The sequence below is a fragment of the Brevibacillus sp. NPDC058079 genome (genome assembly GCF_042885155.1).
Taxonomy (GTDB): domain Bacteria; phylum Bacillota; class Bacilli; order Brevibacillales; family Brevibacillaceae; genus Brevibacillus.
This window is the reverse complement of sequence record NZ_JBHVSO010000005.1, coordinates 242,146-264,713: the sequence shown is the minus strand read 5'-3', so window position 1 is coordinate 264,713 and position 22,568 is coordinate 242,146. Positions and strand designations below refer to the sequence as shown.

The following is a 22,568-nucleotide window of genomic DNA, read 5'->3' as shown; positions in this document are numbered from 1 at the left end:
TCACTGGAAAAGCCTATCTCCTGAAACAGAAGATAGGCTTTTTCCTAAAGGTTTACGATTTATTTCAGCAGTTTTTCTGCTTCAGCCACTACATTTTCTACCGTGAAGCCGTATTCCTTCATGATGCGCTCACCCGGTGCAGATGCGCCAAACTGATCGATTGCGATGACTGTACCGTAATCGCCAGCGTAACGCTCCCATCCCATTGGAGAGCCCATTTCTACCGCCACGCGAGCTTTTACAGCTGGTGGAATCACAGCGTCGCGATATTCTTTCGGTTGACGCTCGAACAGGTTCCAGCTCGGCATAGAAACAACGCGTGTTTCAATACCTTTCGCGAGGAGTTGCTCACGCGCCTGCATCACGAGGGATACCTCAGAACCAGTTGCCAACAGGATGAGCTGCGGGTTGCCGCTTGGTGCGTCTGCGAGAACATACGCACCTTTGCTTACGCCTTCTGCCGCTTTCTCAATAGTCTCAGGAAGGACTGGCAGGTTTTGACGAGTCAGCACCAGTACGACTGGCTCATCTGTGCGGGATACAGCATATTTCCAAGCCTCGTTCGTTTCTACTGCATCAGACGGACGAAGAATGGTCAGGCCTGGCATCGCACGCAAGGAAGCGAGCTGCTCAATCGGCTCATGCGTCGGTCCGTCTTCACCAACTGCGATCGAGTCATGTGTAAATACGTAGACAACTGGCTGCTTCATCAGTGCAGAGAGGCGAATCGCCGGACGCACGTAGTCGGAGAATACGAAGAACGTACCGCCGTACACTTTTACGCCACCGTGGAGTGCCATACCGTTGAGGGCTGCACCCATCGCGAATTCACGAACACCAAACCAAATGTTGCGGCCATCATAAGAACCTGGCAGGAAGTTGCCCGCTTCTTTAATCACCGTGTTGTTGGAATGTGCCAAGTCAGCAGAACCGCCCAGGAAGAACGGAACGCTGTTTGCCAATGCATTGATCGCATTACCGGAAGCAACGCGTGTCGCCAGCTTCGCGCCAGCTTCATACGTCGGCATATGGTTGTCCCATCCAGCAGGCAGATGACCTTCTTCTGCAGTCGTAAATTGCAGCGCCAGTTCTGGATACGCTTTTGCGTAAGCAGCAAACATGTCGCGCCAAGCGGCTTCTGCTTTTTCGCCAGCATCAGCCAAGCCTGCGTAGAAATCAGTCACTTCTTGTGGTACGTGGAACTCATTATCATGGTTCCACTCGTAGTTTGCTTTTGTCAGCTTCACTTCGTCTTTTCCAAGCGGAGCGCCGTGAGAAGAGCTGGAGCCGCCTTTGTTCGGGCTTCCGTATCCAATGACGGTTTTTACTTCGATCAAGGTAGGACGATCCAAATCTTTTTTCGCTTCTGCGATAGCCGCGTCAATAGCAGCCAGATCATTGCCGTCTTCTACGCGAATGTATTGCCAACCATACGCTTGGTAGCGACCCGCTACATTTTCAGAGAAGGAACGGGAAAGCTCGCCATCCAGAGAGATATCGTTCGAATCGTAGAGCACAATCATTTTGCCCAGTTTCAGGTGAGCAGCCAGAGAAGAAGACTCGCTGGATACACCCTCCATCAGGTCACCGTCGCCGCAGATCACGTATGTGTAATGGTCAACGATGTCAAAATTGTCGCGGTTGTAAACAGCTGCCATGTGCTTTTCAGCCATCGCCATACCGACAGCCATCGCGATCCCTTGTCCCAGAGGACCCGTTGTCGCGTCAACACCCGCCGTGTGTCCAAACTCAGGGTGACCAGGCGTTTTGCTGCCCCATTGACGGAAGTTATGTAGGTCTTCCAGTGAAACATCGTATTTCATCAGATGTAACATCGAGTATAATAGCATAGAGCCATGTCCTGCTGAGAGGACAAAACGGTCACGGTCAATCCATTTTGGATTGCTCGGATTTACTTTCATAAAGCGGCTCCACAGTACATGTGCCATAGGGGCTGCACCCATCGGCATTCCCGGGTGACCGGAATTCGCCTTCTCGATGGCATCAATCGCCAACGTGCGGATGGTATTAATGGATAGCTGATCAACAGACGTATGCTGAGTCATCTCGCAAAATCCTCCCTGCGTTTTCTAGAAATTACTACCGAGAATCAGGTAAAAACACACTGTGCCATTATAGCATAGTTCCCATTCATAATCATGTTCGCTTTGCATGAATTAAGGAGGTCTTTTCAATGAATTGGCTGTATCTTACTATCGGGATCGTTTTAGGTGTTGCTGGAATTGGTATGCTGCTCTTCGCTATGACCAGCTCTCCTATTTTGAAAAAAAACAGAATGGAACGCCGTAGACAAGCTGCCGAGAATCATCGTCCGGAAGAATATCATTAATAGAGGAGAATCCGCATGCAGAAAGAGCGCTTCGCGATGCAGGTAGCTGTTCACCTTTTCCTGGTGAAGGATGCGCAAATCTTGTTATTACGCCGCTACAATACCGGCTACGAAGACGGCAATTACAGTGTTCCTGCTGGACATCTGGACGGGAATGAAGAAGTAAAGACAGCCGCGACCCGCGAGGCCAAAGAAGAATGCGGAATTGACATCGATCCAGCGAGCTTGGAGATAGTAGGCGTCATGCATCGTCGCTCCAATGATGAGCGTATCGATTTTTTTGTCGCTACCACTGAATGGCGCGGAGAAATTATCAATGCCGAGCCGAATAAATGCGATGAGCTGGTATGGGTGGACATGGATAAATTACCCCCGAACGTCATTCCTTATGTGAGACAAGCTCTCTCGAACTTTAGACGAAAGCAGTGGTTTGACAGCTTTGGCTGGGAGCCTGCATTCGAGATGAAGAAATAATAAAAAGCAACCAATCTGCTAAAAGCGTTGTACTCGCTTTGGCAGTTGGTTGCTTTTTTTACGTTACCCTTCGCTTAGCTGTAACAGAAGATGAACCGCCTTGTTCCAACGCGCACGCAGTCTGGTCCTCACCGCTTCATCAAGTGTCGGTTCATAGCGACGCCCTACCTTCATTCGCGCTTCCAAATCTTTCGTCGACCACCAGCCGCACTCTTCCCCGAGCAGAAACGCAATCCCCATCGCTGTTGTTTCATTGATCTCAGGAACCTCAACCGGAACACCCAGCAGGTCTGCCTGAAACTGCATCAAATACGGATTGTCCGTCAAGCCGCCATCTACACGCAAGACGGAAATCTTTTGTCCAACAGCCTGTTCCATTGTGACAAACACATCCGCTACACGGTGAGCGATCCCTTCCAGCACCGCTTTTGCCATCAGCGGTCGGTCAGTATGCTGGGAGAGTCCGAGAAACACCCCTCTCGCCTCCGAATTCCAGTATGGCGTGCCGATCCCATTCAATGCTGGGATAAATAAAAGATTGGTTGGGGCTCCTCCCATGTGCAGTTCTTCATACCACTGCTCCGACCATCGTTGCAGCTCGTCTATATCCTGATACAGCCCAAGCTGCTCCTTTCCCCATTCGACAGCAGACCCCGCCGCATAAATCGCGCCATCAAGCGCATAAGTATGTTGCGCCCCGCGTTTCCAGACGAGCGTCGTCAAAAGTCCGCTCTCTTTCGTAGCAGGCGGCTCGTTTCCCACGTTCATGTAAGCGAAGCAGCCCGTGCCATACGTACATTTGGACATCCCCGGCTCTATGCAGAGATGACCGTAAAGGGCGGCTGGTTGATCCACCTGGCTGACGAGAATCGGTGCTTGGATGCCACAAAATTTATCCGGATTCGTACTACCAAAAGAACCAACTGTTGGACAAACCTGAGGCAGCCAGTCTTCCTCTATTTCCAAATACCGCAATATTTCCTCATCCCATTTCCCCTGCCGATGAGCAAACAACAGCGTTCGGGCAGCAGTGGAAGCATCCGTTACATACGAGGCGCCCCCTGTCATATGCCAGATCAGCCAGGAGTCAAGCGTGCTGCAATAAGCCTGCCGCTGTCGGATCTTTTCTTGCACCAGAGGCACTTCCTCCATCATCCATCTGATTTTGGTCGCAGAAAAATACGGGTCAATCAAAAGTCCGGTTTTCTCGGCCACCTTCTGTGCCCACTCCCCATCCGCCTTCCAACGCTCGGCGATTTGATCGGAGCGGCGGCACGACCAGACGACAGCCGGATAAAGCGGCTCTCCGCTTACCGAATCCCAGAAGAGGACCGTTTCCCCCTGATTGGCTAAGCCTACCGCTTCCACCTGCTCAGGTTCGATTTGTCCTTTGAGCAACACGTCAGCGACTCCCATCAAGACCTTTTCCCAGATCTCCTCCGGGTTATGCTCCACCCATCCGGATTGTGGATAATATTGCGTGTGCTTCTGATAGCTTTCGGCAGCAACCCGTCCATGATGATTTACCAGCAACACCTTGGTCCCAGTTGTTCCCTGATCGATCGACAGCGAATACTTCTCCATACAGCAGACTCCTTTTTCATTATTCTAGGCTGAATGATCTTCTTTCTCTTCATCAAATCCGAATGTTCTGTCTTTTATGCCGATACGGCCCTCCATAATCCCTTTGCGGAACAGCAGATGATACAAAATGACACCTACAGCCAGCAAGGTAGCTGCCACGATCGCTACGCTATGGAAATTTTCCGGAATGGTCAAGATGCCAATTTCAAAGATCAACCATGCGATCGCAAGGAAAGTGAGCGGTGTGCGCCACTTGCCCAGGTCAAAATACTTCGATTTGGGCAGTTCCTTGCGTTTCCATGCGTAAGCCATAATCGTTGTCAGATAGAGAAGGGCAGGCAGAACCGAGGTGGCCCCTACCAGAAGGGTCAGGGAATCTGCGAATAACACAGCGAGAATGCCCAGCACTAAAACGAGTAAAACGGCATTTGTTGGTACGGAAGTCTGAGGTGATACCTTCTTGAAGATGGAGGAAGCGAAGAATACATTGTCGCGTGACAACGCATAGATGAGTCGGGAAGCGGAAGCCATGATGATCAGACCGCACGCGAAGATGGAAATGAGACAAAGCACCAGAAAGAAGCTAGATACAGCAGAGCCAAGACTGGTTTGCAAAATGTACGGAATCGGATTCGCTGCTCCGAGCACTGTCGGCAGATCCGTAATGGCAACAGAGATCACGATCAACAGCATGAAACCGATCACACCACTCAGTAATACAGATAAAATCATGGCACGAGGCACCGTTTTCTTCGCATTGATCGTCTCCTCAGAGAGATTCGCAGCAGCCTCGAAACCTACCAATGTAAAGGATCCCATCAGCGCAGCCATGATAAAAGCGCCTAGGTACGATCCGTCCGATTGAGTCGTAGCCGTACCGATATCGGTCAGCATGCTCCAATTTGCCCCGTTGTACATCACAACTGCCCCCAACACCACAACAATCCCAACCATACCGATCACTTCGGTGTATACGGCGATATCATTAATACGAGTAGCCAGCTTCACTCCATAAATGTTTAATAAAGCTTGTACGACCAGCGTACCAATCACGATCCAGACTAGCGTCTTTGCGCCTGTTTCCCAGCCAAACATCTCGGCAATGATGGGCGCCAGCGCATAATCGACGGTTGGAACCACGATAACGAGAAAGCAAAAGGCAATCCAGCCAGCAAACCAACCCAGTCCCGGGTTGGCAAGACGTGTCACCCATTGATAGGAATAACCGCTCAATGGAATTCGTCCAGCCAGCTCGGCAAAAATAATGGCCACTAACAAATGCCCAATGGTTACAATCGGCCAGGTCCAGATACCAGCCGGCCCTGCCGTACTAAGCACAAATCCATAATTGCTAAAAATGCCTGTGGTAATGGAAATGAAAGAAAACGCGACGGCAAACGAACTGAACAGTTTTAATGTCCGTCTCAATTCTTGCTTATAATGATACGTTTGCATATCTTGCGAATCATTTGCTTGTACCGATTGTTTCACCATTGATTGCCTCCCTCACCATTTGCTTTACACGGATGTCTTAGCAACGATGACTTGCAATCCTTCCTGAGCGAGTCGCCCAGCAAGTGATTGGGGTAGTTCCTCATCTGTAATGACTACGTCGATGTCGGATAGCTCTGCCACCCTCATAAAAGCGGTTACATTTATTTTGGAATGATCAATCAGTGCATATGTTTCTTTGGCGTTTGTAAGCATCAGCTGCCTGATGTCTGACTCGCCCACATGGTAATCCGTAAAACCAGTTTCTGTTGCCAATCCCCCTACACCAATAAACGCTTTGTCCACAAACAACCCCTCGAGGCTTTTCCTGGCGATCGGTCCGGACATGGCCAGATCCCCTGCACGCAATTCACCCCCACTCATGATCACCTTTGCATCCGGGTGATGAGATAGTTCCAATGCCACCAGTAGCGCATTGGTTATCACCGTAATTCCTTTTTTATGGTAAAGGTGTTTGGCGAACAATTGTGTCGTCGTGCCCAAATCAATATAGATTGCGTCGCCGTCCTCCACCAAGGAGGCGGCGGCGACCGCAATCGCCTCCTTCTCCGCCAAGTTTAATCCACTCCGCTTGGCATAAGGAGGCTCCACGTTGGTTTTATTCAGAATAGCGCCACCATGCACCTTCTTGAGTAGTCCCTGCTGCTCCATTTCATACAAATCACGCCTGATTGTTTCGCGCGTCACCATTAATCGGCTGCATAGCTCTGCAATTCGAACGGATTGATTTTCTTGTAGCATTTGCAGGATCAGCTGCTGTCTATCTTCTTGTAGCATGGATGATCACCATCTTCTCTTAATTGTAAATCTCCTGACTAGACTGGAACAGGGTCTGGACGTTCGTCGCAAATTCTTCTGCCTTTTTCTTCACAGTCCCCTTCATTAGTATATCTCCTAATGATGCCAGTCGTCCTGTCATTTGCAAATCCATCTCGTATTGCACCCGTGTGGTTCCCGGCTGCTCCTCTTTTAGCTGAAGGTGCAATTGATTGCGGAACAATCCTGCCAACGCTACCGGTTGTCCGGTCATCTCCACTTGCAGCGCTTCTCCTTCTACCGCTTCTTTTAATTCCCCCGTGACGCGAAATTGAATCGTCATAAACTGAATTTTCACTTCCATGTTCGCTTCATAACGGGTGGGGCTGCTCATTTTTACTTCTTTGCAGCCTGGTACGCAGCCTGACAGCTTTTCCACATCCATAAAGACTGACCATACATCCGCTTTGCTTGCCTGAATCGTAAACGAATCGGATAGCTTCATCGTAAACTCTCCCTTCTGATGATCGCTTTAAAAGAGATACTTGGCTGTTTCTTTTGCCAATTCCATCGAATTGGTGTGATCATCGTCTCCAAGGCAGGTACAGCTCCCTGCTGCATAAATATCAGGCAGATTCGTTTTCCCCGTGGCATCTACGATAATCGCATCGTGATGATCTCGCTCGATTGGCGTTCCTTTCAAGAAAAACGTGCAGGGCACCCGACCTTTTGCAAAAATGAGCGTATCGCACACCACTTCATCTATCTCATCCGTCATCCGATTCCGCAGCTGCACTCCTTCTACACGGGACAATCCCTTGATAGAGGCAAGCTCCCAATCTGACTCCGCATATTTGACCAGATTGCTCGTCTCTTTTTCCAGAAGGGTCGCTGTACTGCGAGAGATTCGGCCATTCTCGATCAACACAATCTTGCGGCCTGGCTGATGTCCTCGCTCTATCAGCTGCATCGCCATCAGCGGGGTCATGACACCTGCCGGACGTGTCCCCGGGATTTTGTACGCCTCACGCGGTTTTTCCAATGAGCCTGAGGCGATCAGTACCTTTTTTGCCTCAATAGAATAGGTGCCCATCGGCGACTGGACGTACAACTGGTGCAGTTGACCGTTTGCCCCTGGGAAAAAACCGACGACTGTTGATTGTTCGTGAATCTCGTAGGGAAGCGACGACGCTTTTTCCAGCAGTCCCCGTTCTGGAGCAAACTCGCCAGAGCTCCAATACGGTAAGGTGAAGCCACCTCTTCTCTTCTGGTAATCGATCATCAGAACAGAGCTGACTCCTCTCTCCCACGCTGAAAGGGCTGCCGTCAATCCCGAGATTCCTGCTCCAATGATCACCAATTCATACATCATGCCTGCTTCTCTCCTTGTGATACAGCTAGATAAGAGTTTCGTACTCCTTTTAAAGGCTGCTTCCCGGTCTGTTCAGGATAGGTCTCGGCCATAACATCGATGATTTTGGGAATACAGCAGTTTCCTTGGCATTCTCCTAAGGTGGCACCTGTCCGCCGCTTCACTCCATCAATGGTCTGCGGGGTGAGTGGACGCTTCAAGGCATTGACGATCTCACTCCGGGTAATGGAGCGGCACAGACAAATGATTTCTCCTGTTTCCTGCTCTTCTGAAAAGAGATCCGGAAGGGCGTGCTGTGCCTGTTCGTTTGCTTGTATCTCCAGCCCCGCATTCTGGAGCGTTTCCGCTACCAGCTCTGCTATGCCAGGGGAAGCAGAGAGTCCAGTGGAACGAATCCCGGCGGCATGAATCATGCGCGGCTGTACAGCGGACGGACGGATGACAAAATCTCCTTCGCTGCAAACTGCCCTGACCCCAGCAAACTGACGAATCGTCGAAAACTTCCGAGAGTCGGGCACCAGTTTCTCACAGCCTGCCAGCACCGATTCCATGCCGACCTGTGAGGTGGAGCGATCCCATTTGTCCTCTTGATCCTCCGCCGTTGGCCCAAGCAAAAAACCGCCGAACACCACTGGCGAAACCAACACGCCCTTGGAGGTTTTCGTAGGAACAGGCAAGATGATCGAGGAGATGGATATCGCCTCTTCGGTCAGGATAAACTGGCCTTTACGCGGTGAAATCGAGAAGCTCTCATCTCCCACCATCCGGGCAATTTCATCGGACCATAATCCAGCCGCATTCACCGCATATCTGGTCGTGACCGTTTCACCATTTTCCAGCGTAAGGCGCAAGTCCTCTCCATCCGATACATTCTCGATGTGGGAGACGCCTTGCCCAAGTACAACCTCCGCGCCGTTTAGTACTGCTATCTCTCCGAAAGCTCTGGTGGCCCAGAATGGATCGCAAATCGCTTCACCCGGTACTGCCAATCCGCCTGTTACCTTGGCTGTCACAGCGGGATTCATCTCCAGAATCTCCTCAGCAGACATCCAGTGAACATCTACGTCATTCGCCTTTGCATTGGGAACATAGGTGGTTTCGATTATCTGCTTTTCTTCTTCGTTGGTCGCCACCATTACGGCGCCGCACGGAATGAAGGGGATTCTCAGATTCTCAACCAACATCGGCCATAGGCTGCGGGAGCGGCGAAGGCATTCTGCCTCAACCGTGCCTGGCTTTGCATCAAACCCAGTATGAACGATCCCACTGTTCGCCTTGCTTGTCCCTTCACAAACGTCAGGCTGCTTTTCGATTAAAAGCAGTTTCAGTTGATAAAACGAAAGGGCGCGTAATATGGCTGTACCGACTACTCCACCACCAATCACCACAACGTCATACTTATGGTTTTGCATTCTGTTCCACCAGCCTCGGATTTTTGTTTGCAAAATATTGCTTTGATTTGCTTTATTTTGTATTCATTATATTCTGACTTGTATTTTTCTGTCAATAAATGAACTGCTCCCATCGTAAGACAGCAGCAGTTCATCATTTTGCATTTTTTTGCAAACAAACAAAGTGGTTAGAGTGTGAAACGGTTGATCATTTGCTGTAATTCTTTTGCCATCTGGTTTAGCTGCTCTGCGGATGTAGAGAGCTGGTTCATCGAGATGCGCTGCTCTTCCGTTGAAGCAGCCACACTCGATGCACTTGCGGCAGATTCCTTTGCAATCGAGGACAACTGCAAAATGGATGCCGTCACCTGTTCCGTTGCCGCTGACATTTGCTCTGCAACGGAGGAAATCTCCTGAATCTGATCTGCTACATCCTGGGTAGAATCCATGATCCGGCGGAATGCTTCCCCTGTCTCATGGGCGATCTGGATTCCAGTTTCGACCTCGCGCGTTCCCTCATCCATGGCTTGTACTGCTGAAGTCGTTTCCCGTTGGATTTCGGTAATCAGGTTGGCAATTTGGTTGGCCGAGTCGTTGGACTGCTCTGCCAGCTTGCGCACTTCATCCGCTACCACAGCGAAGCCTCTGCCCTGTTCCCCTGCACGCGCAGCTTCAATCGCCGCATTGAGTGCCAACAGGTTCGTCTGGGATGCGATGCTTGCGATTACTTCCACGATCTGTGAGATTTCTGCTGAGCGGCTATCCAGCGAACGAACGACATCGGCAGAATGGCTTACGGATCGGTTGATCGAATCCATCTGTCCTGACACCTTTTCTACGGATTGGTTGCCCGCCACCGCTTCGTTTGCCATATGTTTCGACGATTCGGCCATCGTGGAGGAAGCTTCGGCAATCCGCTGAATACCGATCGCCATCTCTTCCATAGCACGCGCACTTTCTTCGGCACTATGCTGTTGATTCTCCGTCCCTGTTGCTACCTCTTGGAACGACGAGGCCACCTGCCCAAAGGCAAGTCGTGCTTCATGAGCCTTCGTTGCGGAAGTTTCCGAGACTGTTCCTACTTGACCGGTATAGCCGCTAAAATTTTTCATCATTCCGTGCAGATCTTCAATGAATGCATTCACTGCTGTCGCTACGTCGCCAATCTCATCCTTGCGCCGGATTGGGATCGTCTGGGTTAAATCCTTTTTTTCCACCAAGTTGACGATGCCTGCTTTCAGTTGCAACAGTGGACGTGCTACCTGTCGATTGATGAACCAGTACAAGATCACGAGGAAAATGCTGATGGAGACACCAAAAATAATCAGGCTGATGTAAAAGTATTGGGTAATCGGTCCGTTAATCTCTGCTGCGGGCATGACAGTAGCTAGCGTCATGCCTGTTTCCCCGATTGGAGCGAAGGTGACGTATTGATTTTGTCCATCTATGGTTGCTTGCGTCATACCCGTTGCGGTTGCTTCTGTTATTTGATTGGCAATGTCCCGCAATCCTGTTTCAGACTCGTCCGTAATTTTCACCTGCAAGTTCTTTTGTGCATCGCGATGGGAAACGTAAATACCCGACTTGGAAACGATAAAGCCGTAGCCTGTTTCACCAACCTTCAGATTTTCGATACTTTTGTTAAGCTCTGTAAGCCCGATATCCAATGTCGTCGTACCGCTGATCTTGCCTCCCACTTTAATGGGCGCAATGGCTGTAACCATAGGAACTTTGGAAATCGGGTCGGCATACGGCTCGGTCCACACGTATCGTTTGTCAACCATCCCCGCCTTGTACCAATCCTGCGCGAGATAATCATAGCTGCCGTCGCTGTAAGCCGGATCGAGCTCTACTTTGTCATTATTCCGGATAGCGTACCTACCGTACAGCTTTTGCGAGTTGTCGAAGCTGTAGGGCTCCATCCAGAATCCACCGCCCACAATCAAAGGCTCAGATGCTACGACATCGACCAGCGTCCCTTCGATATGCTTGATTGTTTCCTTGGAGCCATGAGAGACAGAATAAGTGAGTGTTTCCGAGAGCTTGCCTGTCTTGTCCAGCATACCATTCAGATATGCCGCCTCTTTGGCTACCTGCATTTGTAGCTTTTCTTCTACTTCATTCGAGATAATTTGCTCAAACTGGAGAAAACCAAAAACTAGCTGAAGAATAAAAATACCGATGGTGATGGCAGCCAAAATGGTTACCAGCACATTTTTTATGCTCCTCATGCAAAAGCCTCCAATCACACAAATTTTTAAAAATGGAAATTCATTTCACGACGACATTTGGTAATCTACCCCATTATTACCATATGTAAACTTATTCTTTACAAACTTTTAAAAATATCAGAACATAACGATAATAAATCCGCAAAACAAAAAGGCGCCCGCCATCCGAAAAGCTCGTGGATAGTAGACACCGCACTCTAGAAATTCGTATCGATCACGAAACAGGTGGTTGCTTATTCGTTCGAGGTTCTTTCATTCCACCAAGACGCTGCAACTGGCGAATCATAAGGAACGAGAACCCCGCGAAACAAACGATCGTCAACGTAATTTTGCTATATTGATAAACTCCCGCAATCAATATTTCCAATTGATCAGAGAACCAATAGCCAGCCACTAAGTAATGCAAGGTCCAAATGATACTGCTCGGCAAAAAGAATAGGAGGAACTGCCGAAGCGGCATTCGGCTGGCACCGGCGAGGATAGGCACGATATGACGAATAATCGGAAGAAAGATACAAAAAGCAAGCAGCCAGTCCATTGACCCACGCCATGCTGACAGTAAATCAGCACGCAAGCCCAGATTCCGGGTCATTAAGCCAAATGCCTTCGCTCCCAGTAAGTACCCCACGCAAGATACGATGAAAAAAACGGGGTATATGACGGCAAATGCTGCAAAAAAGTCCGCTCCTGTATTGGCAATCTGCGCCCCCACGGTCATGACCGTAATCTCATCAGGAATAAATTTTCCCAGCATGCCTGTAACCATCTCCCAGAATAGCTCGTAATACCCTGTAAACTCCACCTGTGCCGCCTCCTTTCTCTCTGCACTCTATCCTAACGGGTAAACCTTTCAAAAGAAGACAGAAATCCTTAAGAAAAGGATAAGTATTTCTGAAGAATTTCTTACAAAATAGAATTTTAGATTCCAAAACAAAAAACGTGTTCACCAACTACCGCATACACACGGCTTGGCAAACACGTTCTTACTCTCTATTCTCTTCCGTCAGCCTTACGCTTGCTGCGCAACGCTGACATGACTTCAATGAACTCTTCTTTGTCAATGACATTCAGCTCATATAGCTCCCGAATTTCATCTTCTATCAACAGCAAATCCCCTTCTGGATCACCTGTATAAATAAATAATCCGAAACGGTGCAGAAACGCCTTCAAATCGAATTCATTCGGGTTTATTTTCAATGAGCTCCCTCCAGATCGATTTCCATCCTTGCGAGGACGGCATCGTAATCAAACTCGACAGCAAAGCCGGTAATGACGATGATCTTCGCGTGTGGATACGCTTCTTGCCACGCCTCCTCCTCTTCCGGTTTCAATCCGACGATATACAAAGGGTCCGCGGACAACTGTGGATGTTCTTGACACAAGCGTAAAAACTCCTTGCATCTCTCCTGTTCGACAGCCGCATTCAGAACGAGGACAGCTCGCTCAACTTCTCCGTACTCTCTTTGTTTAGCCAGCAACTCAAACGTTTTGACCGAAGGCACAATGGCATTGATCTCAGGAAAACGATCGAGCACTTCATCCAGCCAATCATCTTCATGCCAGGCCAGGTAGTAAAGCATCGCAGTAGACATGTAACATACACCTCATGGATATATACTTGACAATATAGGTAGCCATTCTTATTTCTTTTCTATTATAACACGTATTGCCATAACTGCCCACGTTGCTGGCTTGACTTCGCCTTTTCCTTCACGTAAGGTGGAAAAAGCAAACAATCCGCTTGAACAGATTTTTGTGCGAAAAGAGGTAGACGTAGTGAATAAGAAGCACCTTGCCCTCTTGTTCTTTATTGCTTTTTTCATCATGCTCGGTTTTGGCATCATTATCCCCATTCTTCCCTTTTTCGCGGAAAAATTGGGCGCGACTTCGTTTCAAATCGGCGTGCTTTTTGCCAGCTACAATATTATGCAGCTGGTGTTTGCACCGATTTGGGGAGCACTTTCAGACAGAGTCGGGCGAAAGCCACTCATATCATTCGGACTGTTCGGCTTCTCCATCACCTTTATCCTGTTTGGACTAGCTGACAGTTATACAGAAATGCTCCTGTATCGCATTTTGGGTGGAATCGTCTCGGCTGCCGCATTACCAACCGTAACCGCTATGGTGGCGGATCTCTTCCCTTCAGAAGAACGGGCAAAAGGGATGGGGATCATTGGCGCCGGGATTGGACTTAGCTTTGTCTTCGGTCCGGTAATTGGTGGACTGCTCAGTGAATTCGGCTTTGCCGTTCCCTTCTACGCTTCGGGTATCGTGGCGTTGCTTACGTTTTTCCTGATCCTGTTTGCCTTGCCAGAGAGCTTGCCGAAAGAAAAACGGGCGAATCTGCAAAAAGAACAGCGGCAAAATCCGTTTGTCTCTTTGTTCGGTTCCATGTCCTTGCTGTACGGTATTTTGTTCACCGTCTCCTTTGCTTTTTCCGGACTGGAAACGACTTTTGCCCTGTACATAAGTGATTTGTACGGTTTTACCTCCAAAGACCTCGGCTACATGTTTCTCGTCATGGGCTTGATCGCTGCCGCAGTACAAGGCGGGCTCATCGGAAGAATGGTCAAACAGCTAGGGGAAGCAAGTGTCCTCGTCATTGGGATGATTCTTTATGGCATTGGCTTTTTTGCCATTCCACTGTCGGGTAACTTTTGGGTGCTGGCGCTGATCCTCTCGTTATTCGGAGCGGGTCAAGGAATGATCAGAGCGACAGCGACAGCAATGATCACCCAACGGACGACGCAAGGCCAAGGCGTGACGAGTGGGGCAATCAGCTCGATGGACAGCCTTGGGCGGATCTTAGGTCCATTAGCTGGTGGAGCGGTTTACCAAGTCTCCCACAGCGGTCCGTTCTTCCTCGGAGGGGTCTTGATGGTATTGCTCCTCCTCTGGTTCGTCAGCAGCCATCGTCGCCTGCCAGAACCGAGCACACAAGCGCAATCGTAAGCGATACAAAAGGAAGCACCGCCAGTATTCAACACTTTGCTGGCGGTGCTATTTTTATTGCAATCTACTGTTCCTGTAGCTCCATCCAAGCCGAAAAGGTTACCTCCATCTCCTGCTGCAACTGATCGATCGCTTGTTGCCAAGCCACTAACTGCTCGTAATCTGCGCCTTCACTCTGGAGCAAGGACGTCAGTTCACCTTTTCTTCCTTCTAATGAAGCTATTTTTTGTTCAAGCTCTGACAGCTTGTAAGGATTCGGACGTTTGGCTGTCGCATTCGTCACGGCCGTCTCTTGAACTTGCTTGATGACTGGCTGCTTCCGCTCTATTTCCTCCGGCTTACTGGCACGAGCAGCGATCCTCTGTTTTTGTTTTTCCCTTGCTTCCTCATAGGAACCCACATCGTGAACCAACCGCTTATTTTCTACCCAAAACACACCATCTGCCATCTTTTGCAGGAAATAGCGATCATGCGAGATGATAAACAACGACCCACGAAAATCGGCCAACGCTTCCTCCAAGGTTTCTCGCGCTTCGATATCCAGATGGTTGGTCGGTTCGTCCAGAATGAGCAGGTTGATTTCCTGATGCATCATTTGCGCCAATCGCAGTCGCATCCGTTCTCCGCCACTCAACTGCCCGATCCGCTTGAAAACTTGTTCGCCGTAAAACATAAACCGTGCCAGTAAATGTCGTGCTTCCGGCTCCGTTACTCTGGCTACTTCACGGAAAACGTCAATCAGCCGCTGGTTTTGATCCCCTTCCAAAGCTTGCTGTGACAAGTAGCCTACCTTAACGCTGCTACCAATTTTGAGCGTACCTGCGTCTGGCTCGACCTCTCCCAGAAGCATGCGAATCAGCGTAGATTTACCGCAGCCATTTGGTCCAAGCAGCGCTTTTCTCTCGCCAAAGCGCAATAAAAAGCTAGCGTCCGCAAACAACTGTTTTCCGCCAAATGTTTTCTGTACCCCCGTCGCTTTCAGCACATCCTGCCCGCTTCGGTCGGTTTTCATAAACTGCAAGCCCATGCGATCCGCTTCCATTTTCGGTCGCTCGATACGCTCAATCCTCGCTAGCGCTTTTTCCATGCTTTTTGCCCTACGGTGAAAAGCCTCGTTCGGCGGATTGGAGCGATTGCCCCACTCCTTGAGCCGTTTGATCGTCTCTTTCATTTTCTTAATCTGCTTCTGCTGTTCCTGATAAGCGGCAAACTGGCGCAGCAAGCGTTCTTCACGCTCCGTAGCGAACGCACTGTAATTGCCGATATAGAATTCGGCTTCTCCTCCGTCCACATGATAGACAGACGTGACGACCGCATCCAAAAAATAACGGTCATGGGAAATGATCAGGATCGTGCCCTGATAATTTTTTAAAAACTCCTCTAGCCACTCCATCGACTCCACATCCAAATGGTTGGTCGGCTCATCTAGGAGTAGAACATCGCTTTGTTGGCAGAGTAGCTTTGCAAGACCAGCTTTCGTCTTTTCCCCACCGCTGAGTTGGGCAAAAGGTGTTGCTAACAGGTCTGAACTAACTCCCAAGCCCTGTGTCACCTGGGTCATTTTTGTCTCCCACTGATAGCCATCGAGTTGTTCAAATTCATCTTGCAGCTTTTGATAGCGCAGCATGAGGCGGTTTAGCTCTTGTTCATTTTCGTAAAGCAATCCCATCTGTTGCTCAAGCTCGCGCATCTGCTCCTGCAGCTTGATGACATCTGCAAAAGCGCTAGCTACCACATCCGCCCCCGTCCACTCAGCCGGATACTTCGGCGTTTGCGGCAGGTACGCCCATATCGTTCCTTTTGCCCGAAAAAGCTCACCAGAATCGGGGCCTTCGATACCAGCCAGCAGCTTGAACAACGTGGTTTTGCCTGCTCCATTCGGTCCAACGATCCCGACTCGTTCTCCTACTTTGATTTCCAATGTGATATCTTGTAAAACCGGATCTGCTCCGTACGATTTCTGCAATTGCTGTGTCGCGACAATAATCATGATTATTTCCTCCTCGAAAAGTTGGTAACGGTTCAAAATAATGGACTTCCTGGTGGCCCCGGCACAATTTTTGAGACCACACCGCACGTGCGAGTGGACGCAAAAAAGCCGCAGGCCATTACCTGCGGCATCGTGAAAGGGACCGACCTTACGTCAGTTACCCATTATAGTCAAGAACAAACCGCCCCTGATCGATGCATGGTACGCCTATGGAAACTCCGTTCAGTTGTATGCGCAAAAAAGGACAGACTGGTCCCGTTGAATGCAAAATCATGCGTCATACTGGAAGTTTCTACCACAAACCATGCTTGCAGAGTTCCGAACACGTACACACACCTCCATTTCTCAAGGGATAGGAAATCACAACCATATCTTACATCAGGAGTCACACAAAAACAAGAGGGCCTGCTATGTGCTCCTTACTAGCAGACCCTGTATGTTTTTTACCCGATTTTCTTATCGACTTCCGTTGCCCTCTGTGGCAAACAGCGGCTTCTTCGTCTCTGCATCCAAAAAGACAATCGTCGTATAAGGTGGCAGCTTCACTTTTGCCGCCAAATACGGATAGGAAATCACTTGCGGGTACATTCTACCCGGATCAGGCAGCGTTTGTTTGACATACACAAAAAGCTGCTCCCAGCTCTGCTCGACTTTTGTTACTTGCAGTCCGTAGCCAGGATTCGGTGAGGACCCACGTGCGATGACATAAAGGTCTCCCTGCTTGTGAATGCCTTGCTCTTCTTTTACCGAGTCAATAAACGCACGTTCCTGTTCTGTCAGCTTATCTGTATCGACAAGCGTAAAGGCACTCTCTTCCCCGGTAACCACAACTTCCACCGCCTTTTTCTCGGCATTCCACGTGATTTGATGTCCAGCCTGCTCTGCCATCCATCTCAGAGGCAAATACACTTGCTTGTCACGCACGATTGCGCCCTGCCCATTTTGCAGCGACTTGCCATCCAACGCTACTTTTCCCGTAGCGAGTTCAAACGTCAGCGTACCTTTAGACAGCTTCATTTCCCCATTCGTTGCATCCTGTTTCCAAGCGCCTTCCAAAATCCGGCTCGCATCCTCGGCGGAGACATACGTACGCTGCTGGACGAGAAGCGGTGCTTTTACCAAGGAAGCTTGCTCTCCGTTTACCAGTATTGGAGCTGTCGTTGTTTGTGGTGTGCTAGACACTGCCGCCTGCACAGGATAAGCCGCCAACACTTGCAGTGTCAGGGCAACAGCCAAAATCGATTTGCCTTTCATTGTTGTTCCACCATCCCTAATCATCATTTTCGTCATTCTTTACTTGTTAGACATAGGTTTCCTCTGATTCGTTTCACTATGACTGAGATTGGCGAGAGATTAGTGCAAAAGCCAATTTCCCATAACCAGAACAACCGGGATGGACAAGAGCGCCAGCAAGGTGGAACAAACCGTCGTCATGGCACCCATCTCCTCATCCGCCGCATAGCGCCCGAACAAGATCGAGGCCAATGTCAGGGTAGGCATTGCTACTTGCACAAGGGAAACGCTGACGATATCGCTGTCGATTGAAAAAACGGACAAAAGAAACGCCGTCATCAGCGGAAAAACAACTAATTTAAGTGCGAGTGGCATACTCAAAAGCTTCAATGATACTTGCGGTTTGTTGCGCAAAAACATAGGCAAGAGCATACCAATGTACATCATGGCTAACGGAGAGGCGAGCTTGGACAGCGTTCCAAACAGCTGTTTCACAGGCTCAGGCGGCACAAATCCGATGATGGCAGAACCGAGTCCAAATATGATCGCAATCATCGGAATGTTGATGAGTGTCTTGAGCCCTTTTAAGGAGAAGCTTCCTTTTTCCTGGAGCATCATCACACCCACTGTCCATAGTACGACATCCACGCCTGCGTCGAAAATAGCCGCCAAGAGCGCCCCTTTTGGCCCAAACAATGCTGCACAAAGCGGCAAACCGATGAAGCCTGTATTCCCCAAGCCGGACAAGAGCGCAATCTCACGGCGTTTTTTCACCGGGAGCGGAAGTGCACGCGCACCTAGCCAGCCGATAAAAATGCCCAGGCAGTTTAGGATAATCGAAATGAAGAATATTGCAAAAATTTGGTATAAAATTTGCTGATCAATGGTTGTCTGAAAGATCCCGTCTAAAATAATGCACGGCATGGCTACGTTTACAATAATCGTGATGACGAGTTGGCGAGAGTCCGCAGTCAAGGGTTGCCGGTAGCCGATTAAGCTACCGATCCCAATGATGACGGCCATGATGAGGATGGACTGCTGCAACGTTTGTAGTTCCATGCTGCCCTCCTGCCTACATTTCTACCGGAAGCCATTCGAGTTCGGTCGGCTCCCCTTTTTCACATGTTCTTAGCAAATCCCCGCACAAAGGAACAACCCGCTCAAGCGGAACACACCAGGAAAGGGGAAAGGCAACTTCACTACCCTCAATGACGAGCGTGGACATCACCGCCGATTGCTTGTCTGCCGCAAGGACAAAGTGCTGCTCAACCGGCTCGTGTTCTTTCCATTGCACCAATACTTTGCCGTTGTTCCCGCCTGCTACGACCAAATCCACATGGTCTCCATACGCTGCGTGAACCAACGTCCGCGTTACTCCATCCAATTGAGCGATTTCCTTCAGCACTTCATGCCAAGCTACATGTTTTTGCTCCATTCCACTTCCATCTGTATACATACGCCAGTCGTTTAACATGTTGATTGACTCCTTTTGTCGGTGCGCTCTCCTATGAAGAACAAGCACGTAATTGCTTGTAGGCCTTTCAATTCGTACTAATTGTACGCTTCTTGACGAGGAACCTCAACCACTACTTCTGCGCCAAGTTTTCGTCTCAGGCACATAGCCACCGCTTGAATGGAGAATCTTAAGAGGGATAAAAAGTGTAAACGTTCTGTAGTGGTGTCGAGGAAACAGGAGAAAACGCTCAGCTTCTTGTCCCACCCGCTGTGGGATTGACTGCCCGCCTCCATACAAAAAGCGAAACCGCGTCCAAAGTAGTCATTTCAGGATGTATTTCAGAGGTGGACGCTTAAGGGCGTGTTTCGCTTTTTGCATTCCGTCTCGGTCGGTGTACCAAAGATCTTCGCTGTTTTCTCCTGTTTCCTCTACGAGCTTTCCGTGTTTAAACAAGCTTTTAGAGATTTAAAAGAATGGAAGAAATGCCATCAGTTACGATAGAGAAGAATATTTCCAGACGTAGCGACTTGTGGAGTCCTTCCGAGCGGAGAAGGGATTTGCGGGCAAAAGAAACGCAACCGTGCTCACGCAACGTAGCGGCTACCACTTTTGCGTTTCCCCGCGAATCCCTTCGGAGCGGACAGTCTCACCCCCCAGCAGGACGGAGCCTGGAGCCTAGACTGGAAATATTCTTCTCCCCACCGCAGCTACATAGAGCCTTGTTCCTTTTAATTCATAGTAATCGAATAGGATTTAACAATTTAAAGATTGACAAAGGCATGAACGACCACTACTATGAATCCATGAAATCCGATTAACATAAAGGGGATTACAACATGAAAAAAGTCATTCTGTCTACCTTACTATCTTGTCTGCTACTGGGAATGGTTGGATGCAGCACTTCCGGTTCTCCTTCTCAGCCGAATAATACGACTCCGCCTGCTGATCAAGCAGCTTCGCAAAATTTGCTAGAAAAAGTGAAAACCGAGAAAAAACTCGTCATTGGTACGGAAGGTACATACTCTCCGTTTACGTACCATGATCAATCGGGCAAATTGACCGGCTATGATGTGGAGGTTGTCACAGAAGTTGCCAAGCGGCTCGGTGTAGAGCCTGTGTTCCAGGAAACCCAGTGGGATGCCATGTTTGCGGGACTCGACTCCAAGCGCTTTGACGTCATTGCCAATCAGGTAGGAATCCGTCCTGATCGTCAGGAAAAGTACGATTTCTCCAAGCCATATACGATTTCTCGCGCGGTTTTGGTGACTCACAAGGACAATAACACCGTCAAAGACTTCAAGGATATCAAAGGATTAAAAGCCGGACAATCCATGACCAGTAACTACGCTGACCTCGCACGCGCCAATGAGGCGGAAATCGTCGGTGTAGACAATTTCAATCAAGCGATTGACCTGATTGCACAAAAACGCGTGGACGTTGTGCTCAACGATAATTTGTCGGTGCTTGATTTCCTGAAACAAAAGCCGGATACGCCAATCAAAGTTGTGGCGAAAAATGCAGATGGCCAACCAACCGCTTTCATGTTCCGTAAAGGAAGTACAGAACTAACCGACGCGATTAACAAGGTGCTCGATGAGATGCAGCAGGACGGCACCCTTTCCAAAATTTCCGTCAAATGGTTCGGCGAGGATATCTCAAAGTAATTATTAGGCGTTGACAAAATTGTCTGTCCCTTTTAGTATGTTCCTATTCAAATTCACATCGGTTTAGTGGGGGTTATTTTATGAAAAAACTATTATTTTCACTTCTCGCTTCCACTCTGTTAGTCGCATTGGCAGGTTGCGGGTCGTCTTCAACTGGACAACCACCGCAAAACAGTGCCGCTCCTGCCCCAACAGAAGAGAAAAAAGAACAAAACTTGTTGGAAAAAGTAAAAGCCGACGGTAAAATTCTGATCGGAACCGAGGGCACATACGCGCCGTTTACGTTCCACGATCAGTCTGGCAAGCTGACGGGCTATGATGTGGAGGTCGTCACAGAGGTAGCGAAGCGCATCGGCGTAGAGCCTGTGTTTCAAGAAACACAATGGGATGCGATGTTCGCTGGACTTGACTCCAAGCGCTTTGATGTCGTAGCGAATCAGGTAGGCATTCGCCCTGATCGCCAGGAAAAATACGACTTCTCCAATCCGTATACCGTATCCACAGCGGTCCTTGTCACCCATAAAGACAACACGACCGTAAAAGGCTTCGAGGATATTAAAGGTTTGAAAGCAGCGCAAACATTGACGAGTAACCTCACCGATATCGCGAAGAAAAACGGAGCGGAAATCGTCGGTGTGGAAGGCTTTAACCAAGCGATCGACTTGCTTGTTTCCAAGCGTGTAGACATTACGATTAACGATGGGATTTCCCTGTTGGACTTCATGAAGCAAAAGCCTGATGTTCCTATCAAAATTATCGCAAAAGATCCGAACGTAGCGAAAAACGGCTTCCTCTTCCGCAAGGGCAGCGCAGAGCTGGTTGATGCATTCAACAAAGCACTGGATGACATGACGAAAGATGGTACCCTCGCAAAAATATCAGAGAAATGGTTTGGTGCAGATGTCTCTAAGTAGCTTCTTTGAAAACCCAGAACGCCTGAACCGATGGATCGATATCGCGCAAAGCTCCTTTCTTCCTCTGCTGAAAGGAGCCTTGCTCTATTCTTTGACAATCGCCATCGCTTCCTTTTTCATTGGTCTGATCATTGCGGTTCTCACTGCGCTGGCACGCCTATCCGGCATAAAGCCACTGATTGCCATCGCCCGTTTTTATGTATCGATCATTCGCGGTACTCCTTTATTGGTTCAATTGTTCATCATTTTTTATGGCTTGCCGAGCATCGGCTTGATGATCGATCCGATACCGTCGGCAATCATCGGCTTCTCTCTCAGCGTCGGTGCCTATTCCTCCGAGGTGGTACGTGCCGCGATCTTGTCCATTCACAAAGGGCAATGGGAAGCAGCCTACTCCGTGGGGATGACCTACTGGCAAGCACTGCGCAGAGTCGTGCTCCCACAGGCAGCTCGCGTCTCCATTCCTCCTTTGTCCAACTCGTTTATTAGTCTGGTCAAGGATACTTCCCTGGCTTCGGTCGTTCTGGTACCAGAGATGTTTCGCAAAGCCCAAGAAGTCGTCGCTGCGACATATGAGCCGCTGCTCGTCTATGCGGAAGCGGCCCTTATTTACTGGGTGATTTGCTTCGTACTCTCTATTATCCAGGATCGCATCGAAAACAAGCTGGACCGTTATGTCTAAAAAGCAG

At 49.2% G+C, this 22,568-nt stretch carries 21 protein-coding genes; 6 read left to right on the top strand and 15 right to left on the bottom strand.

What is annotated here, in order from left to right; genetic code table 11:
* Positions 1-59: 59 nt before the first annotated feature.
* Positions 60-2,066: a transketolase gene (tkt, locus tag ACFVS2_RS17135; RefSeq protein WP_390235889.1), complete on the bottom strand. Its 2,007-nt coding sequence runs from the start codon at positions 2,064-2,066 to the stop codon at positions 60-62.
* 128 nt (positions 2,067-2,194) lie between these two features.
* Here tkt and ACFVS2_RS17130 point away from each other — a divergent pair, with 128 nt between their 5' ends.
* Both ACFVS2_RS17130 and ACFVS2_RS17125 read left to right on the top strand, forming a co-directional pair.
* Complete coding sequence (locus ACFVS2_RS17130; protein ID WP_007721505.1) at positions 2,195-2,350, top strand: hypothetical protein; 156 nt, start codon at positions 2,195-2,197, stop codon at positions 2,348-2,350.
* A gap of 15 nt (positions 2,351-2,365) precedes the next feature.
* Entirely contained in the window at positions 2,366-2,824 is a 459-nt protein-coding gene (locus tag ACFVS2_RS17125; protein WP_173618601.1) for an NUDIX hydrolase, read from the top strand.
* Between the two features lie 63 nt (positions 2,825-2,887).
* Here ACFVS2_RS17125 and ACFVS2_RS17120 read toward each other — a convergent pair whose 3' ends face one another.
* The 10 genes from ACFVS2_RS17120 to ACFVS2_RS17075 form a co-directional block, all read right to left on the bottom strand.
* Entirely contained in the window at positions 2,888-4,408 is a 1,521-nt protein-coding gene (locus ACFVS2_RS17120; protein ID WP_390235886.1) for an FGGY family carbohydrate kinase, read from the bottom strand.
* A gap of 24 nt (positions 4,409-4,432) precedes the next feature.
* Positions 4,433-5,902, bottom strand: coding sequence for an amino acid permease (locus ACFVS2_RS17115; RefSeq protein WP_390235884.1), 1,470 nt, complete (start codon positions 5,900-5,902; stop codon positions 4,433-4,435).
* Positions 5,903-5,926: 24 nt separating this feature from the next.
* Positions 5,927-6,697 carry a DeoR/GlpR family DNA-binding transcription regulator gene (locus tag ACFVS2_RS17110; RefSeq protein ID WP_390235882.1) on the bottom strand — a complete coding sequence of 257 codons (771 nt, stop codon included), beginning with the start codon at positions 6,695-6,697 and terminating at the stop codon, positions 5,927-5,929.
* Positions 6,698-6,716: 19 nt separating this feature from the next.
* Positions 6,717-7,181 carry an SRPBCC family protein gene (locus tag ACFVS2_RS17105; RefSeq protein WP_173618605.1) on the bottom strand — a complete coding sequence of 155 codons (465 nt, stop codon included), beginning with the start codon at positions 7,179-7,181 and terminating at the stop codon, positions 6,717-6,719.
* Positions 7,182-7,208: 27 nt separating this feature from the next.
* Positions 7,209-8,048 (bottom strand): NAD(P)/FAD-dependent oxidoreductase, encoded by an 840-nt coding sequence (locus ACFVS2_RS17100; RefSeq protein WP_390235879.1) that lies wholly within the window; start codon positions 8,046-8,048, stop codon positions 7,209-7,211.
* Positions 8,045-9,460: an NAD(P)/FAD-dependent oxidoreductase gene (locus ACFVS2_RS17095; protein ID WP_390235877.1), complete on the bottom strand. Its 1,416-nt coding sequence runs from the start codon at positions 9,458-9,460 to the stop codon at positions 8,045-8,047. The genes ACFVS2_RS17100 and ACFVS2_RS17095 overlap by 4 nt, the downstream gene beginning before the upstream one ends.
* Positions 9,461-9,627: 167 nt before the next feature.
* Complete coding sequence (locus tag ACFVS2_RS17090) at positions 9,628-11,670, bottom strand: methyl-accepting chemotaxis protein (RefSeq protein WP_390235874.1); 2,043 nt, start codon at positions 11,668-11,670, stop codon at positions 9,628-9,630.
* A gap of 214 nt (positions 11,671-11,884) precedes the next feature.
* Positions 11,885-12,472, bottom strand: a complete 588-nt coding sequence (locus ACFVS2_RS17085) for a DedA family protein (RefSeq protein WP_390235871.1) — start codon at positions 12,470-12,472, stop codon at positions 11,885-11,887.
* A gap of 188 nt (positions 12,473-12,660) precedes the next feature.
* Positions 12,661-12,867 carry a YqgQ family protein gene (locus ACFVS2_RS17080; RefSeq protein ID WP_173618610.1) on the bottom strand — a complete coding sequence of 69 codons (207 nt, stop codon included), beginning with the start codon at positions 12,865-12,867 and terminating at the stop codon, positions 12,661-12,663.
* A complete protein-coding gene (locus ACFVS2_RS17075; protein WP_390235869.1) occupies positions 12,864-13,262 on the bottom strand; it encodes a hypothetical protein in 399 nt (132 codons plus the stop codon). The genes ACFVS2_RS17080 and ACFVS2_RS17075 overlap by 4 nt, the downstream gene beginning before the upstream one ends.
* A 22-nt stretch (positions 13,263-13,284) precedes the next feature.
* Here ACFVS2_RS17075 and ACFVS2_RS17070 point away from each other — a divergent pair, with 22 nt between their 5' ends.
* The gene (locus tag ACFVS2_RS17070; RefSeq protein WP_370642735.1) at positions 13,285-14,622 is read left to right on the top strand and encodes an MFS transporter; all 1,338 of its coding nucleotides are present in this window, start codon (positions 13,285-13,287) and stop codon (positions 14,620-14,622) included.
* Between the two features lie 64 nt (positions 14,623-14,686).
* On the opposite strand, the gene abc-f is transcribed toward ACFVS2_RS17070, so the two are convergent.
* The 4 genes from abc-f to ACFVS2_RS17050 all read right to left on the bottom strand — a co-directional run bounded on the left by abc-f (position 14,687) and on the right by ACFVS2_RS17050 (position 19,319).
* Positions 14,687-16,612 (bottom strand): ribosomal protection-like ABC-F family protein, encoded by a 1,926-nt coding sequence (gene abc-f, locus ACFVS2_RS17065; protein WP_390235868.1) that lies wholly within the window; start codon positions 16,610-16,612, stop codon positions 14,687-14,689.
* 456 nt (positions 16,613-17,068) lie between these two features.
* Positions 17,069-17,866 carry a stalk domain-containing protein gene (locus ACFVS2_RS17060; protein WP_390235866.1) on the bottom strand — a complete coding sequence of 266 codons (798 nt, stop codon included), beginning with the start codon at positions 17,864-17,866 and terminating at the stop codon, positions 17,069-17,071.
* A gap of 99 nt (positions 17,867-17,965) precedes the next feature.
* On the bottom strand, positions 17,966-18,904 hold the full coding sequence (locus ACFVS2_RS17055) for an AEC family transporter (RefSeq protein ID WP_390235864.1): 939 nt from the start codon (positions 18,902-18,904) through the stop codon (positions 17,966-17,968).
* A gap of 13 nt (positions 18,905-18,917) precedes the next feature.
* Positions 18,918-19,319 carry a hypothetical protein gene (locus ACFVS2_RS17050; protein WP_007721540.1) on the bottom strand — a complete coding sequence of 134 codons (402 nt, stop codon included), beginning with the start codon at positions 19,317-19,319 and terminating at the stop codon, positions 18,918-18,920.
* 818 nt (positions 19,320-20,137) lie between these two features.
* On the opposite strand from ACFVS2_RS17050, the gene ACFVS2_RS17045 reads away from it, so the two are divergent.
* The 3 genes from ACFVS2_RS17045 to ACFVS2_RS17035 all read left to right on the top strand — a co-directional run bounded on the left by ACFVS2_RS17045 (position 20,138) and on the right by ACFVS2_RS17035 (position 22,561).
* Entirely contained in the window at positions 20,138-20,965 is an 828-nt protein-coding gene (locus tag ACFVS2_RS17045) for an amino acid ABC transporter substrate-binding protein (protein ID WP_390235861.1), read from the top strand.
* An 80-nt stretch (positions 20,966-21,045) separates the two neighbouring features.
* Positions 21,046-21,879 carry an amino acid ABC transporter substrate-binding protein gene (locus tag ACFVS2_RS17040; protein ID WP_390235858.1) on the top strand — a complete coding sequence of 278 codons (834 nt, stop codon included), beginning with the start codon at positions 21,046-21,048 and terminating at the stop codon, positions 21,877-21,879.
* Positions 21,866-22,561 carry an amino acid ABC transporter permease gene (locus ACFVS2_RS17035; RefSeq protein WP_173618616.1) on the top strand — a complete coding sequence of 232 codons (696 nt, stop codon included), beginning with the start codon at positions 21,866-21,868 and terminating at the stop codon, positions 22,559-22,561. The genes ACFVS2_RS17040 and ACFVS2_RS17035 overlap by 14 nt, the downstream gene beginning before the upstream one ends.
* Positions 22,562-22,568: the final 7 nt, after the last annotated feature.

Bases quoted from the DNA above. Each gene is read 5' to 3' on its own strand.
- tkt (WP_390235889.1), bottom strand. From the start codon at position 2,066: ATGACTCAGCATACGTCTGTTGATCAGCTATCCATTAATACCATCCGC.
- ACFVS2_RS17130 (WP_007721505.1), top strand. From the start codon at position 2,195: ATGAATTGGCTGTATCTTACTATCGGGATCGTTTTAGGTGTTGCTGGA.
- ACFVS2_RS17125 (WP_173618601.1), top strand. From the start codon at position 2,366: ATGCAGAAAGAGCGCTTCGCGATGCAGGTAGCTGTTCACCTTTTCCTG.
- ACFVS2_RS17120 (WP_390235886.1), bottom strand. From the start codon at position 4,408: ATGGAGAAGTATTCGCTGTCGATCGATCAGGGAACAACTGGGACCAAG.
- ACFVS2_RS17115 (WP_390235884.1), bottom strand. From the start codon at position 5,902: ATGGTGAAACAATCGGTACAAGCAAATGATTCGCAAGATATGCAAACG.
- ACFVS2_RS17110 (WP_390235882.1), bottom strand. From the start codon at position 6,697: ATGCTACAAGAAGATAGACAGCAGCTGATCCTGCAAATGCTACAAGAA.
- ACFVS2_RS17105 (WP_173618605.1), bottom strand. From the start codon at position 7,181: ATGAAGCTATCCGATTCGTTTACGATTCAGGCAAGCAAAGCGGATGTA.
- ACFVS2_RS17100 (WP_390235879.1), bottom strand. From the start codon at position 8,048: ATGATGTATGAATTGGTGATCATTGGAGCAGGAATCTCGGGATTGACG.
- ACFVS2_RS17095 (WP_390235877.1), bottom strand. From the start codon at position 9,460: ATGCAAAACCATAAGTATGACGTTGTGGTGATTGGTGGTGGAGTAGTC.
- ACFVS2_RS17090 (WP_390235874.1), bottom strand. From the start codon at position 11,670: ATGAGGAGCATAAAAAATGTGCTGGTAACCATTTTGGCTGCCATCACC.
- ACFVS2_RS17075 (WP_390235869.1), bottom strand. From the start codon at position 13,262: ATGTCTACTGCGATGCTTTACTACCTGGCCTGGCATGAAGATGATTGG.
- abc-f (WP_390235868.1), bottom strand. From the start codon at position 16,612: ATGATTATTGTCGCGACACAGCAATTGCAGAAATCGTACGGAGCAGAT.
- ACFVS2_RS17060 (WP_390235866.1), bottom strand. From the start codon at position 17,866: ATGAAAGGCAAATCGATTTTGGCTGTTGCCCTGACACTGCAAGTGTTG.
- ACFVS2_RS17055 (WP_390235864.1), bottom strand. From the start codon at position 18,904: ATGGAACTACAAACGTTGCAGCAGTCCATCCTCATCATGGCCGTCATC.
- ACFVS2_RS17050 (WP_007721540.1), bottom strand. From the start codon at position 19,319: ATGTTAAACGACTGGCGTATGTATACAGATGGAAGTGGAATGGAGCAA.
- ACFVS2_RS17045 (WP_390235861.1), top strand. From the start codon at position 20,138: ATGAAAAAAGTCATTCTGTCTACCTTACTATCTTGTCTGCTACTGGGA.
- ACFVS2_RS17040 (WP_390235858.1), top strand. From the start codon at position 21,046: ATGAAAAAACTATTATTTTCACTTCTCGCTTCCACTCTGTTAGTCGCA.
- ACFVS2_RS17035 (WP_173618616.1), top strand. From the start codon at position 21,866: ATGTCTCTAAGTAGCTTCTTTGAAAACCCAGAACGCCTGAACCGATGG.